This window comes from Crossiella sp. S99.2 (genome assembly GCF_023094165.1).
Lineage (GTDB): Bacteria > Actinomycetota > Actinomycetes > Mycobacteriales > Pseudonocardiaceae > Crossiella.
In genome coordinates, this window is sequence record NZ_JALMDK010000020.1 from 116,654 (window position 1) to 130,535 (window position 13,882).

At 71.4% G+C, this 13,882-nt stretch carries 12 protein-coding genes; 10 read left to right on the forward strand and 2 right to left on the reverse strand.

All coding sequences use genetic code 11. The features are described from left to right. Positions 1–191: 191 nt before the first annotated feature. From MZC64_RS44020 to MZC64_RS44045, 6 genes are read left to right on the forward strand one after another with little or no spacing between them, the layout of a single operon-like run. On the forward strand, positions 192–1,232 hold the full coding sequence (locus MZC64_RS44020; RefSeq protein WP_247765478.1) for an acetylserotonin O-methyltransferase: 1,041 nt from the start codon (positions 192–194) through the stop codon (positions 1,230–1,232). A 29-nt stretch (positions 1,233–1,261) separates the two neighbouring features. Then, complete coding sequence (locus MZC64_RS44025) at positions 1,262–2,590, forward strand: aspartate aminotransferase family protein (RefSeq protein ID WP_247765480.1); 1,329 nt, start codon at positions 1,262–1,264, stop codon at positions 2,588–2,590. 14 nt (positions 2,591–2,604) lie between these two features. Then, positions 2,605–3,657: a 3-deoxy-7-phosphoheptulonate synthase gene (gene aroF, locus MZC64_RS44030; protein ID WP_247765482.1), complete on the forward strand. Its 1,053-nt coding sequence runs from the start codon at positions 2,605–2,607 to the stop codon at positions 3,655–3,657. After that, complete coding sequence (locus MZC64_RS44035; protein ID WP_247765483.1) at positions 3,658–3,936, forward strand: hypothetical protein; 279 nt, start codon at positions 3,658–3,660, stop codon at positions 3,934–3,936. It abuts the gene before it with no gap. Then, complete coding sequence (locus MZC64_RS44040; protein ID WP_247765484.1) at positions 3,926–5,524, forward strand: class I adenylate-forming enzyme family protein; 1,599 nt, start codon at positions 3,926–3,928, stop codon at positions 5,522–5,524. Before MZC64_RS44035 ends, MZC64_RS44040 begins: the two co-directional genes overlap by 11 nt. Continuing rightward, positions 5,521–7,344, forward strand: coding sequence for an FAD/NAD(P)-binding protein (locus tag MZC64_RS44045; RefSeq protein WP_247765485.1), 1,824 nt, complete (start codon positions 5,521–5,523; stop codon positions 7,342–7,344). Before MZC64_RS44040 ends, MZC64_RS44045 begins: the two co-directional genes overlap by 4 nt. Here the strand turns inward: MZC64_RS44045 and MZC64_RS49010 are convergent. Together MZC64_RS49010 and MZC64_RS44055 are read right to left on the reverse strand one after the other, a co-directional pair. Continuing rightward, positions 7,332–8,474: a helix-turn-helix domain-containing protein gene (locus MZC64_RS49010; RefSeq protein ID WP_247765486.1), complete on the reverse strand. Its 1,143-nt coding sequence runs from the start codon at positions 8,472–8,474 to the stop codon at positions 7,332–7,334. The genes MZC64_RS44045 and MZC64_RS49010 overlap by 13 nt on opposite strands. A 129-nt stretch (positions 8,475–8,603) precedes the next feature. After that, entirely contained in the window at positions 8,604–11,426 is a 2,823-nt protein-coding gene (locus MZC64_RS44055; protein WP_247765488.1) for an AAA family ATPase, read from the reverse strand. 184 nt (positions 11,427–11,610) lie between these two features. Here MZC64_RS44055 and MZC64_RS44060 point away from each other — a divergent pair, with 184 nt between their 5' ends. From MZC64_RS44060 to MZC64_RS44075, 4 genes are all read left to right on the forward strand, one after another. Further along, the gene (locus MZC64_RS44060) at positions 11,611–11,988 is read left to right on the forward strand and encodes a hypothetical protein (RefSeq protein ID WP_247765489.1); all 378 of its coding nucleotides are present in this window, start codon (positions 11,611–11,613) and stop codon (positions 11,986–11,988) included. A 496-nt stretch (positions 11,989–12,484) separates the two neighbouring features. Continuing rightward, on the forward strand, positions 12,485–12,904 hold the full coding sequence (locus tag MZC64_RS44065; RefSeq protein WP_247765490.1) for a nuclear transport factor 2 family protein: 420 nt from the start codon (positions 12,485–12,487) through the stop codon (positions 12,902–12,904). Beyond that, entirely contained in the window at positions 12,894–13,295 is a 402-nt protein-coding gene (locus MZC64_RS44070) for a hypothetical protein (protein WP_247765492.1), read from the forward strand. Before MZC64_RS44065 ends, MZC64_RS44070 begins: the two co-directional genes overlap by 11 nt. A 173-nt stretch (positions 13,296–13,468) precedes the next feature. Next, complete coding sequence (locus tag MZC64_RS44075) at positions 13,469–13,795, forward strand: hypothetical protein (RefSeq protein ID WP_247765493.1); 327 nt, start codon at positions 13,469–13,471, stop codon at positions 13,793–13,795. Positions 13,796–13,882 lie beyond the last annotated feature (87 nt).

Below are 13,882 nucleotides of genomic sequence, written 5' to 3' on the forward strand. Positions count from 1 at the left end.
CACCTTCAGGGAGAAACCCGTTGCCAGGTCAGCCTCCGGCCGCCCGCACCCGGCGATAACCCCTGTGCGCCCCCTGCCCGCTCCCCAGTCCTGGCCGCCCGAGCCCAGGTCGCCGGGCCGGGGAGAACCGGGGGGCGGTAGGGGAGTGACTGGGGTTATCCCCGGCCGGGCTGGCGGTGAGGCTGTGCGGCATGACGACGACCCCGACCCGGCTCAACGAGCTGTTCTGGGCCCGCTGGCAGTCCAAGGTCCTGCAGAGCGCGATCCGGCTCGGCGTGTGCACCGAACTGGCCGGCGGCCCGCGCACCGCCGAGGAACTCGCCCAGGCCCTGGATCTGCGCGGGGACCGCCGCGCCACCCAGGACTTCCTGGACTCGCTGACCGCGGTGGAACTCCTGCACCGCGAGGGCGACCAGTACCGCAACAGCGCCGAGGCCGCCACCTACCTGGACGAGCGCACACCCGGCACCTACCTGGGCGACGCGCTGGCGCAGATGCTGGACCTCCAGGACTTCGACCTCACCGCCGCCCTGCGCCTCGGCGCCGCGACCGGTGACGGCCGCGACTTCTACCAGCGCCAGTACGGCACCGAGCAGGGCGCCCGGCTGTTCCTGCGCCTGATGACCGCCTTCAGCCTGGGCGCGGCCTCGGTGCTGGCCACCAAATTCCCCTGGCAGCACTACACCAGCGTGGCCGACCTGGGCTGCGCCGAGGGCGCGCTGCTCACCCGGATCCTGGCCCGCCAGCCACATCTGTCCGCGATCGGCTTCGACCTGCCCGCGGCGGAAACGGGCTTCACCGAGCACACCACCGCACTGGGTTTCGGCGACCGGGCCGAGTTCCGCGCGGGCGACTTCTTCCAGGACCCACTGCCTGCCGCCGACGTGCTGATCTTCGGCCAGGTGCTGCACAACTGGAACCTGGCCGAGAAACAGCAGCTGATCGCCAAGGCGTACCAGAGCCTCACCCCCGGCGGCGCGCTGATCATCGACGAATCGCTGGCAGGCACCGGCGAGAACTTCGTGGCCGCCATCCTCAGCCTGCTGATGAACCTCTCCGTCGGCGGCGGCTTCGACCTGACCGGCGCCGAATGCGAGAACTGGTTGCGGCAGGCCGGTTTCACCAACACCAGCATCGAACACCTGACCGGCTCCCGCTCCATGGTGGTCGGCTTCAAACCCGCCGTGGCGGCCCGGCCCTACCAGCCGCAGGCCACCAGCTGCCTGCTCTGAGCATCCACCTCAACCGAAGGATTTCCCTGATGTCCCAGACAATCCTGGCCGAGGAGCTGACCACCAGCGCCGCCCTGCTCGCCCGCACCAGGGCGGTCATCGCCGGCGGTGGCAGCAGCAACATGCGCAACGCCGGCATGAGCACGCCGCTGGTCGTGGACGGCGCCCGCGGCTGCCGCCTGCACGACGTCGAGGGCAACGAGCTGATCGATGTGAACATGGGCTACGGCCCGCACCTGTTCGGCTATGCCGACCGCGATGTGCTCGACCCGGTGCGCGAACAGCTCACCAGGGCCGCGGTCACCGGACTGCCGCACCGGCTGGACCACCAGGCCGCCGAGCTGATCACCGAACTGGTGCCCTCGGTGCAGCAGGTCCGCTTCGCCAACTCCGGCACCGAGGCCATCACCTCCGCGCTGCGGCTGGCCCGCTTCCACACCGGCCGCAGCCTGGTGCTCACCTTCGAGGGCCACTACCACGGCTGGAGCGAGACCGTGCTGCGCCGCTCCGCGATCACCGCGGGCCGCCCGCAACTGCACCGCCCGCGCCCGGAACCCGGCGCCCCCGGCATGATCCCCGGCGCGCTCAGCCACACCCTCGAACTGCCCTGGAACGATGTGGCCGCACTGGAACGGGCCTTCGCCCAGGACGGCAACCAGATCGCCGCGGTCATCCTGGAACCGGTGTGCGGCAACGCCGGTGTGGTGCCGCCGCGACCCGGCTTCCTGGCCCGGCTGGCCGAGTTGACCAAGAAGCACAACTCGCTGCTGGTCTACGACGAGGTGATCACCGGCTTCCGGCTGGCCGCCGGTGGCGCGCAGGAGCTGTACGGTGTGCTGCCGGACCTGACCATCGTGTCCAAGGTGCTCGGCGGCGGATTCCCGGTGGCGGCCTTCGGCGGCAGCACCGCGATGATGGCCCCGCTGGCCCGCAACGAGGCATTCCACGCCGGAGTCTTCGCCGGCAACCACGCCGCGATCACCGCCGCGACCGCCATGCTCACCAAGATCAAGAATGACCCCGGGGTCTACGGCAGACTGGAACAGACCTGCGCCGGATTCGAGTCCAGGCTTCGGGAAATCTTCGCCGCGGCAGGACGTCCGGTGCGCATCGCCCGCTCCGGCTCGGTGCTCTCGGTGGCCCTGCTCGCCCGGCCGATGAACACCGAGGAAGCCTACGACGGCGCGGTCTCGCTGATCGCCTACCCGGTGCACCGCAAGCTCCAGCTGCTCTGCCAGCAGGCCGGTGTCTACTTCCACCCCAACCCCCTCGAACCGTGGTTCCTCAGCACCGCGCACGGACCGGCCGAACTGGACCGGATCACCGAGACCATCGCCGCCGCGCTGCACCGGCTCTGAAGGGGCTGACCACGTTGACCAACTGCCTCGCCCTCACCCGCCGCGGCCTCGACGAACCCGCCCTCACCCGCCTGCTCGACCGGGTGCACGCCCTCGGCGCCCGCGCCGCCTGCCGCGCGCTGGCTGACCGGCACCTGCTGGTCGCCTGGCCGGAATCCGGCACCCGCCTGGCCGCCGCACTGGCCGCACTGTCCGAAGTGGAGACCGTGCTCGCCGAAGGACACGTGCTCCCGTTGGCCTCCAGGGACTTCCAGCCCGCCGACAGCACCGTCACCGTCGGCGGGGTCACCCTCGGCGGCCCGGCCACGGTGACCATCGCCGGGCCCTGCTCGGCCGAACACCCCGACGTGCTGGTGGAAACCGCCCGCTCGGTCCGCGCCGCCGGGGCGTCGATGTTCCGGGTCGGCGTGTTCAAACCACGCACCTCCCCGTATAGCTTCCAGGGCCTGGGCGCGGCAGGCCTGGCCGCACTGGCCGAGGTGCGCGCCGAGATCGGCATGCCGATCGTCTCCGAGATCCTCACCGTGGCCGACCTGGACGCGATGAGCGAGGTCGTGGACGTGCTCCAGGTCGGCGCCCGGAACATGCACAACTTCGCCCTGCTCGCCGCACTCGGCCGGGCCGGGAAACCCGTGCTGCTCAAACGCGGGATGGCCGCCACCGTCGCGGAATGGCTGCACGCCGCGGAATACCTCCTCGCGCATGGCAACGACCAGGTCGTGCTGTGCGAACGCGGCATCCGCACCTTCGAGCAGTCCACCCGGTTCACCCTGGACCTCAACGCCATCCCGGTGCTGCGCGAACGCACCCACCTGCCCATCATCGTCGACCCCAGCCACGGCACCGGGCACGTGCGCTACGTGCCCGCGATGGCCAGGGCCGGACTCGCCGCCGGCGCCGACGGGGTGATCGTGGAAGTGCACCCACGACCGGCCGAGGCCCTCTCCGACGGGCCGCAGTCCCTCGACCTGGACGCCTTCGCCGCGCTGGCCGCCGAACTGCGCACCATCGCCGCCGCCATGGGCCGCGACCACCAGCCCGCCGCCCTGCCCGCGCTGATCGGCTGAGTGTCCACTGTGGACGGTGACCTGCGCGCCAGGGTCTTCGACCTGGCCGGCTACCTGGCCCGCCGCGGTCTGGTGCGCGGCGTCACCGCCACGGTGACCATGCCACCCGGGATCACCCGGCTGGCGGTGCTGCTGGCCCTGGCCCGCAACGGAGTCCGGGTGGAACCGGGCACACCGGCCCGGTTCCACCTGACCTCCCGGCCCTCGCCGCTGCCGGAGTACACCGACGAACCCGAGATCCACATCGCCGAAAGCGAGTCCCCCCAACATGATCACTGAGCTTGAACGCGCCAGCATCAGCGCCGACGGCCTGCTGGGCGCGGGCAACGTGCTGCACCGCCTGCTCGCACACGGCCGCAACCCCGACGAACAGGTGCTGTGGACCGACCGCACCTGGCAGGCCCCCGACGGCAGCACCCCGGAAATGCTCACCCTCGGCGAACTGGACCAGGCGGTGCGTGCCTGCGCCGGATTCCACCACCACAACGGCGTGCGTCCACGGGATGTGGTCGCGGTGATCACCGGCTCCAGCACCGAGTACGCCCTCCACTTCCTCGCCCTGTCCGCACTCGGCGCGATCCCCTCCCTGGTGCACGCCGACCTGCCCGCGGCCACCCTGCGCGCCTACCTCGACCGCCAGGACGCGGTCGGCGCACTGGCCGCCGAACACCTCCACGAACACCTCACCGGACTGGGTTTTGTCCACTCCGGCAAGGAGATCCGCCCCGAGGACGCCGAACACCTGCCCGCCGACTACCCCTGGCGGCACCACCCGGACGACCCGGTGATCATCACGCACAGCTCCGGCACCACCGGCGTGCCCAAAGCCGTCCCGCACACCCACCGCACCCTGCTGCTCGCCCCCCTGGAGCGGATCCGCCTTGGCGACAACGGTGATGAGGGCCGCCGCCTGGTCGCGTTGCCCGGCAACCACAACGCCACCATCTCGGTGCTGCTGTCCGCCCTGCTGCTGCGCGTCCCGGTCCTGCTGTCCAGCGACCGCGGCGGCGCTGCGGTACTCGCCGGGATCAAGGAGTTCCAGCCCGGCGCGGTCTTCGCCTTCGCCAGCACCTACGCCGAACTGTCCACATTGGACCTGGACGCGCACGACCTCTCCGGCATCGGCGCCTGGTACAACACCGGCGACGCCGCCCACGAAACCCACATCCGCGCCCTCACCGCGCACGGCAACCACATGGTCTCCGGACCCGGCCCGTCCCTGCGCCAGGTGCCCGGCTCGCTCTTCCACGACGGCCTGGGCTCCACTGAGATCGGCTACGTGCTGTTCCTGGTCACCCACCGGCCCGGCGACACCGGATTCGGCCGCCGGATCGGCAAACCCCTCGGCTTCGCCCAGGCCGTGGTGCTCGGCGAGGACGGCTCGCCGCTGCCGCCGGGACAGGTCGGCAGGCTCGGCGTGCGCACCCCGACCCTGACCCCCGGCTACTGGAACGACTCCGGCACCTGGCACCGCCAGCAGCTCGGCGGCTACTGGCTCACCGGCGACCTGGTGCACCAGGACCCCGAAGGCGAGTTCTACCACCACGACCGCGAACCCGACGCCATCCGCACCGCGGCCGGGACCGTGCTCAGCACCAGCACCGAGGAACTCCTGCTCCAGTCCCGCCCGGAACTGCGCGAGTGCACGGTCATCGGCCACAACGGCGAGGCGCACGCCCTGCTCCAGTTCGCCAATGGCCTTGCCCCGCAACAGGATCTGACCGAGTGGGTGAACGAGGTGCTGACCGCGGAACACCTTCCGCCAGTGCACCGGGCGCGCGCGGTGACCGCCGGGGAGGTGCCGCTCGGGGTCACCGGGAAGGTGCTCAAGCGGGTGCTGCGCGAACGCCTCGGGGCGCACCGGTGACGGTGGTCTGCGTCGTCGGCGCCGGACCCCGCGGCACCTCGGTGCTGGAACGCCTGTGCGCCAACAGTCGCGCCCTCGGCACCAGGCTGGAGGTGCACGTCGTCGACCCTTACCCGCCGGGCGCGGGCGCGGTGTGGCGCAGCGACCAGTCCGCGGGGCTGCTGATGAACACGGTGGCCGCCCAGGTCAGCCTGTTCACCGACGCCAGCGTGCCCTGCGCCGGACCCGTCGAGGAAGGCCCGAGCCTGTACGAGTGGGCAGGCGGCGCACTCGGCCCCGACGACTACCCGACCCGCGCCCAGTGCGGCCGCTACCTGGAATGGGTCTTCCAGCACATCCTGGCCACCGCACCCGCCGAGGTCACCGTCCAGGTGCACCGGGCCACCGCGGTCGCCCTGGCCGACGAACCGGGCGGACGGCAGTCGGTCACCCTGCACGACGGCCGCCGCCTCCGTGGCCTGGACGCGGTGGTGCTCGCCCAGGGCCACACCGACGTGGTGCCCACCGCCGGTCAACGCCAGCTCACCCGGCACGCCCGCACCCACGGCCTCGGCTACCTGCCCCCGGCCAACCCGGCCGACGCCGACCTCTCCGGCATCCAGCCGGGCGAGGTAGTGGCGGTGCGCGGACTCGGCCTGAACTGCTGCGACTACCTGGCCCTGCTCACCCAGGGCCGTGGCGGCCGGTTCGAGTCCACCGCCGGTGGGCTGAAGTACCACCCCAGTGGCGCGGAACCCGTGCTGTACGCGGGATCCCGCCGCGGCCTGCCCTACCATGCCCGCGGTGAGAACCAGAAGGGCGCCTTCGGCAGGCACCAGCCGTTGTTCCTCACCGAAGAGGTCATCGCGGGGCTACGCCGTCGCGGCGGCCTCAGCTTCGGCACCGACATCTGGCCGCTGCTCGACGCCGAGGTGCGCGCCGTCTACCACCACGCCCTGCTGTCCACAAAGGATGGTGAATGGCGGGCGGCGGACTTCCTGGCCGAGTTCACCGCCACCCGCGACCCGGAACTCCCCGCCCGCTACGGCATCGAACCCGGCGAACGCTGGGACTGGAACCGGCTGGCCCGCCCTTACCATGGCCGGTGGTTCACCGGCCGCGCCGACTTCGAACTCTGGCTACTCGACCACCTCCGCGCCGACGTCACCCAAGCCAGACTGGGCAACGTCGCCGGACCACTCAAGGCCGCGCTGGACGTGCTGCGCGATCTGCGCAACGAGATCCGGCTGCTGGTCGACCACGGCGGCCTCACCGGCGAGTCCTACCAGCGCGAACTGGCCGAGTGGTTCACCCCGTTCAACGCCTACCTCTCCATCGGCCCACCCGCCAGCCGGATCGAGGAGATGATCGCCCTGGCCGAGGCCGGGGTGCTGCGCTTCACCGGACCCGGCATGCGGGTCCGCCCGGCCGGGCACGGCTTCCTCGTCGACGCCACCACCATCCCCGAGCCACCGGTCACCGCCACCACCCTGATCGAGGCCAGAGTCCCCGACGTCGACCTGCGCCGCACCCGAGATCCGCTGCTGCGCAAACTGATCGCCACCGGCGGCGCCCAGCCCTACCGCATCCCCGACCCGGCCGCCGGCCCGGTGCCCTGCGGCGGACTCGCGGTGACCACGCGTCCCTACCGAGTGGTCGGTTCCGACGGTCGGCCGCACCCCCGGCGGTTTGCCTATGGCGTGCCCACCGAGGGCGTGCACTGGGCCACCGCCGCCGGGGTGCGGCCAGGCGTGGGCTCGGTGATCCTGGCCGACTCCGACGCCATCGCCCGCGCGGTGCTGACCCCGGTCCGCGCCCCGCAACGGGCTCAGTCCCGGTGAGCGGGCAGCAGTTTCCGCGCGGACAGGGCCATCATCAGCTCCAGCCGTGCCCTCGGCTCCTCCAGCGCCGGGCCGAACAGTGTCCGTAGCTGCCGGATCCGGTTGCGCACGGTCTGCGCGTGCACGTACAACCTGGCCGCCACCGACTCGGTGTCGTGCCCGCTCTGCAACCAGTGCAACAGGGTCTCGGCCAGCAACTCCTGCTTGTCCGCCCGCAACGCCAGCAGCGGGGCCAGCCGGGTGCGCACCAGCAACCGGGCCAGATCCTTGTCCCGCAACAACATCAGCGTGCTCAGATGATCAGTGCAGTGCACCAGGCCGGCGTCCACGGTGGTGACCGCGAGCAGATCGCGGGCCCAGCCCAGGGACTGCCCGGCCTGGTGCAGCGGCACGGTCGGCCCCACCGCCGCGGTCCACCCGCGCAAGGTCCTGGCCAGCTGGGCGGCCCGCCCCGGCCCATCCGGATCGGGCACCAGCAGCACCGGCCGCCTGCGGTCCACGTCGATGAGCACATCCGGCGGCAGCATCAGCAACCGGTTCTGGCCCACCCCCGGATCGGCCAGCGCCACCGCGGCGATGGTGCCCGGCAGCGGCCAGTCGTTGGTCTCGGCCAGCTCCTTGACCAGCGGCGACCCGGCGAAATCCTCGGTCAGCACCGCGTCCAGGAGCTTCTGCCGCTGGCAGCGCAGCCGGTCGCTGACCCGGGCCGCGGTCTCCTTGTACGCGGTGACCACCTCGGTGGCCACCTCGTCCATGTAGTCCAGCACCTGCACACCGAGCCGGGCCACCGCGGCGGCGTTGAGCTGCTGCTCCGCGTTCACCTCGGCCACGTGCTGCCAGACCACCTTGGTGGCCACCGCCAGGCAGCAGCGCACCACCTCTACCGGCACCTCGTGGTGGTAAAGCCTGCGGCCCAGCGACCAGCAGACTTCTAGGCGCTCCGGCCCCGGCGGCCTGCCGTCCCGGATGCCGCCGATGAACAACTCGATCAGCAGCCGCGCTCCTTCGCGCAGGAAAGTGGAGTCGGGCAGGGTGCACATCGGTGGCCTGGCCACCATTTCTCGCCAGATCGACTCGCTCGTCTCGGCGACGAAGGGATCCAGCAGTTCCGCCAGTGACGCGGGAAGCACAGGGTGGCCTCGGTGATTGTTGACGACTGAGTAAACGAACCCGGAATGTGAGAAAGGTTCGGTCAGCGGGCGAGGTGAAACACTGGCCAGGTTGCGGGTTACTCGCCGGTAACTTGACCTGGGAGACGATTACCCGGTGCCTTCGGGTTCGCGGGCGAGCAACGCGGCCAGTTCGACCCGGGAACTGAGGCCGAGCTTGGCCAGGATGTTGGAGACGTGGAACTGCACGGTCCGCCGGGAGACGAACAGCCGTTCGGCCACCGCCGGATTCGACAGCCCGGCCGCGACCAGCTCGGCCACCCGGCGCTCGGTCTCGGTCAGGCTCACCAGGCCGGTCTTCGGTCTGCTGCGGGCGCCCCTGGCGCCGCGGTGCACGCCGTGCGCGCGCAGCCGGGACTCGGCCCGGTGCACGTCCCAGTCCGCGCCCAGCCGCAGGTACACCGCCAAAGCGGCGTCGAAGGGCGCCCTGGCGGCGGCCGGCTCACCGGTGGCGGCCAGCACCGCGGCCAGGTCCTCATCGCAGCGGGCACGGAACAGCACCCAGGAGGTGCCCTGGTACAGCCGGGCCGCCTCCCGCAACGCCACCGGATCCTGGTGCAGCAACCCCTGGCAGTGCTGGTCCACCGCGTGCAGGCTCGCGCCGGAACCGGGTCCGAGTAGCACCCGGATGTCCGCGGTGAGCCGCTCGGCCAGTGTCTGGTTCCCGGAGTCCAGGGCCAGACTGACCAGTCCGGGGAACAGCCAGGCCAGCGAGGCGCGGATCTTCGGCGTCAGCCCGCGGTCGGCGGTGGCCAGGAACCGGCGCAACGACTCCTGCGGACCGCGTTCGCACAGCTCGACCAGGCTGTGCGCCCACAGCGGCAGGAACTCGTAGAAGGGCGCCCCGGTGGTGGTGCGCACGGTGCCCGCCACCGCGTCCAGGTAACCGCGGGCGGCGGCCAGGTTGCCCCGGTGCGCCTCGATGATCGCGGCCAGGCTGTGCAGCGGCAGCGCCTCCCACCGCTCGTCCGGCTCCGGTCCGGAGCGCACCTCGGCCAGCGCGTCGTCCCAGTTGCCGCAGGCCAGCAACACCACCGCGCGATCGAGCTGGCACTGCGCGACCAGGGTGCCCCAGCGCTGTTCGGCGATCCGGCGGGCCAGCCCGGTCTCGGCCTCGGCGTCCTCGGCCCGGCCGAGTTCGAGCAGCGCGTAGGCGCGGATCAGGTGCAGGGCGATCAGCCGGTCCCCGGTGATCTCCGCGGCCGGGGCCAGCCGCAGCGCGCGGGCGGTGAAGTCCATCGCGTCCTGGCTGTGCCCGCGTAGTCGGTGCACCACGGCCAGGGTCTCGTAGGCGTCCACCAGCGACCGGGTGTCGCCGAGTTCGCGGGCCTGTCGCTCGGCCTCCCACGCGTACCCCTCGGCCCGGCCGAACTCGCCCAGGGTGAACAGCACCACCGAGGCGAAGGCGCGGAACCGGGTCGCCTCCAGCGGGGAGACCGCGGGGGAGTCCAGCGCGTGCCGGATCTCGGCCAGGGCCAGGTCGGGCCGGCCGTCCGCGTAGGGCGCGTGCGCCAGCAGCCAGCGCAACGTGCACTCGTCCCCGGGTTCGGGTCGTGCGGCCAAGGCGCGGCGGGCCTGGTCCTCGGCCGCGCCGACCTGCCCGCAGCGCATCAGCGCGCAGGCCAGGTGCACCCGCAGCCGGGCCAGCAGCGGGTCGGCCGGATCGCCCAGCGCGGTGGCCGTGCCCAGCAACGCCACCGCGGTTTCCGGCATGCGCAGCGCGAGCTGCTCGGCGTACTCGCTCAGCCAGGCCAGCACCCGGGCGTCGCCGGAGGGTTCGCCCGCGGTGAGCTGCTCGGCCACCCGCTCCACCGTGACCCCGGCACTCGCCAGTGCCAGCCCGGCCTCCAGGTGCCGCACGGCGCGCAGTGGGGCGGGCATCGCGTCGTGCAGGGCCTGCCGGATCAGGTCGTGCTGGAAGACCAGGCGGTCCTGCTCGACGATGAGCACCCCGGCGGCCACCGCGTCGGCCAGCGCTGCAGTCGTGTGCGGCACCGACTGTCCGGTGACCACGGCGATCTCGGTGACGGTGTGCCCGGACCCGAGCAGCGCACAGGCCCCGAGCACCTCGGTGGTCTGGGGGGTGAGGAAGTCCAGCCGGTCCAGGATGGCCGCGCTCAGCGACCCCGGCACCCGGCACACGGTGGCTTCCGCGATGCCGCCGGTGATCACGATGCCCGCGTGCCGCAGCAGCCCGTCCAGCAGCTCCCGCACGTACAACGGATTGCCGCCCGCGGTGCCCAGCAGCTCCAGCAGCACCGGCCCCACACTCGCCCCGAGCACCTGCTCGGCCAGCTCGCGCACCGCGGCCGCGGGCAACGGACCCACCGACACCAGTGCCCCGCCCCGGCTGACCAGGCTGCGCCGCAACTGTTCCAGCGCCGGGGTGCGCGGCACTGAGCGGGCCGCCCCGATCAACAGCACCGGCAGGTCCCGCAAGGCTTTGCCCACCTGGTGCAGCACCTGGACGCTGGAGGTGTCGGCCCAGTGCAGATCGTCCACCACCAGGGCCAGTGGCCCGTCCACACACAGCTCGTCCAGCAGCGACAGGATCGACTCCACCACCACCAGTTCCCGGTCGGCCACCGGCACCGCCAGCCGCCCACCATGCCGGATCTGGTGCGCGATCGAGGCCCGCCGCCAGTCGGTGGCCGAGGTCCGCAGGTCCAGCGCGCCGGAGACCGCGGCGAACGGCAGATGCTGCTCGATCTCCTCCGCACACCCGGAGAGCAGCTGAATTCCCCGGTGCAGCGCGGATTCCAGCACCGCGCCGAGCAACGCGGTCTTGCCGCACCCGGGATCGCCGTCGAGCAGCACCGCGTGCCCGGCCCCGGCGACAACCTCGTCGAGCAACGGATCAATCCGGTCCAGTTCCGCGGCCCGGCCGAGCAGCATCCGGCTCGACAAGCTCATTCTCGCCACCTCCGGCCCACATGAATACCCGCGGATCAGGCGGAACCGCTAGCTCCGTTCAGGGTTGTACAAGGTCAATCACATTTTTCAAGTAGCCATCCGACACCGTTCAGTCTCGGCACTTCCCATTCCCGCTCGCTTTCTGACAAGAGAACTGACCCGAACCCGAGCAAAATTCACTCAGGTGACACCAGTAATCACCCATCCCACCGCCACCACCGCCACGGACCGTCTGCACCACCGCCACCCACACATCCGCCGCCTGCTCGCCCCGCCCCAGCACGGCTGGACGGTGCGGCAGCGGGACAACCCCGACCGTCCACCTGAGTACGCCCTGCACCGGATCAGCGCGGACCGCTGCGGCGTCACCGTGGTGCACGCGCTGTACGTGTGCGCGGACGACGCCGCCGCCGTGGTCTGCCTGTGCCGCACCGGCACCGAGTGGGTCCGCACCTGGTCCGTCGACGGCACCCTGCCCGAACTCGTCGACCTCCTCCTGACCGCCAGCGACCCCACCGGCCCCGCCGAAGCTGGCTACGGTGAGGTCTGGGAGCGCTCCTAGAAACCCTGGGGCGGCGACCACCTTTTCCGCGAGTTGGGCCAACTGGTACGGCGGTTTTGCCCAAGCGGGCGTACCAGTTGGCCCAAGTGGTGCTGGAATGCGGAATGTCGTTGTGTCACAACGGAGAGACCGCTCGGGTGATGGAAGGCTGGCGGGAGGTGCCGGCGACTTCAAGGATCTCGGCGACCACCGGGCAGCGGATCCGCGGGCGCGACCGCACGTGCTGGCCAAGCCAGATTATCCACCGCCAGCCATTGCCCGCCAGCCACCGTCACCGGCGTAACCCCACTGAACGCCACCACATCCCGATGCAAATGCGACTGATCCACATACCCACCCTCAGCCGCGACCCGCCCCACCCCCGCCGCCAGCCGATGCACCGCACGATCAAACCGGACCAGCCGAGCAGCCCGCTTGGGCCCCAACCCAACCTGCCCCCAAACCCAAGCCACCTCCCCATCCACCAAAGCCCCACCTACCCCATGAGAGTGCGGGCATGGACCTCATCCAGAACGCCTTCCAGGCACTTGCCAGTAACGACGCCGACCGGATCGCCGCCGTGTTCACCGCGGACGCGGAATGGTTGTCGCCGCCGGAGAACGCGGTCGCGGTGGCGCTCAAGGCAACGCATCACCTGGTGGGGCGGGCGGCGATCGTGCGGTTCTTCGCCGTGGACTTTCCCGGCCTCTTCACCCGGGATGTGGCCGTCGAGTTCCACGGACTGCACGGCGACGGTGAACGCGCGACCGTCGAGGCGACGTTGTCGGCGACGCTGGCCAACGGCAATCACTACCGCAATGACTACTGCTTCGTCTTCGAGTCGCGGGGTGGGTTGATTCACCGGGTCCGGGAGTATGTGGACACCGCTCGCGGGCATCGCCAGGTGTTCGGCCTAGGGTATGGCGGTGAGCGTTGAGTTTGAGGCCTGGGTTACCGAGCTGGTCGGGGATGCCATCGAGGCGGGGCTGGTGCACCGGATCGAGGTGCGGTGGTCCCAGGTCCGGGGAGACCAGGTGATCAAGGTCGAACTCACCGGGCCCACGCCGCACCGCCTCGTGCTGCGGGTGCAGCAGGGTGGGGCGTTGCTCGACGTGGACGGTTCCGCGGCGATGGAGTTCGCCGAGGACGACGAACGGGATCTGCGGGACCTGGAACACGTGCTGCGCGCCTACTGCCGCGGCGAGCTGGAGGTCCTGGTCGACCTGGGCGATGGCGGCTACCGCGCGTTGCGGGCCAGTGGAGGACAGCTCGGGTTCCCGGGGTCGGCGGTGCGGCTCGGGCGGGCGGAGTGGCGCCGGGTCGGCTGAGCGCGGGGCTGGCAGGATGCTGCCGCCGACTGGCCGGAGTGATCACGGCGGGGCAGGCTTGCCGGGTGACGTGGTGTCGGAGTGGATCGGTCGGGGTGTTGCTTGGGCTGGGATTGCTTGCGGCGTGCGGGAATCCGGCGCCACCGGCCGGCCCAGCTTCTGCTGAGACGAGTGTGACCACGGTGCCGACCTCGGCGAGCCCGGCGGCCAAACCGCATGTGCTGGAGCTGGAGGTGACCGGCTCTGCCGTCATCACCACGCTGACCTTCACCCTGGACGGGCAGGTCAGCGAGGAGAAGGGGGTCAAGCTGCCCTGGCGCAAGACGGTCGAGGTGCCCTTCGGCGGCGGCAAGCACGAGTGGCGGCTGACCCTGCAACACAGCGGCGGGAACATGACCGCGACCAGCACGGTGAACGGAAAGCCGCTGACCCGGACCGCCGGCAGTGGTTCCCCGGGCAGCAACAACACCGCCAACCTGTCCGGCACCTTCCGAGACTGACCGCCGCTGCCACCGTGTTGGCCGTTGGGCGGTTTCTAGTGGTGGTTGCATCGTGGTGGGCTAGCGATGCTTGGTGAGCAGGGTGTG

Excerpts from the sequence above, each read along its gene's own strand:
- MZC64_RS44020 (WP_247765478.1), top strand. The coding sequence starts at position 192 with ATGACGACGACCCCGACCCGGCTCAACGAGCTGTTCTGGGCCCGCTGG.
- MZC64_RS44025 (WP_247765480.1), top strand. The coding sequence starts at position 1,262 with ATGTCCCAGACAATCCTGGCCGAGGAGCTGACCACCAGCGCCGCCCTG.
- MZC64_RS44040 (WP_247765484.1), top strand. The coding sequence starts at position 3,926 with ATGATCACTGAGCTTGAACGCGCCAGCATCAGCGCCGACGGCCTGCTG.
- MZC64_RS44055 (WP_247765488.1), bottom strand. The coding sequence starts at position 11,426 with ATGAGCTTGTCGAGCCGGATGCTGCTCGGCCGGGCCGCGGAACTGGAC.
- MZC64_RS44065 (WP_247765490.1), top strand. The coding sequence starts at position 12,485 with ATGGACCTCATCCAGAACGCCTTCCAGGCACTTGCCAGTAACGACGCC.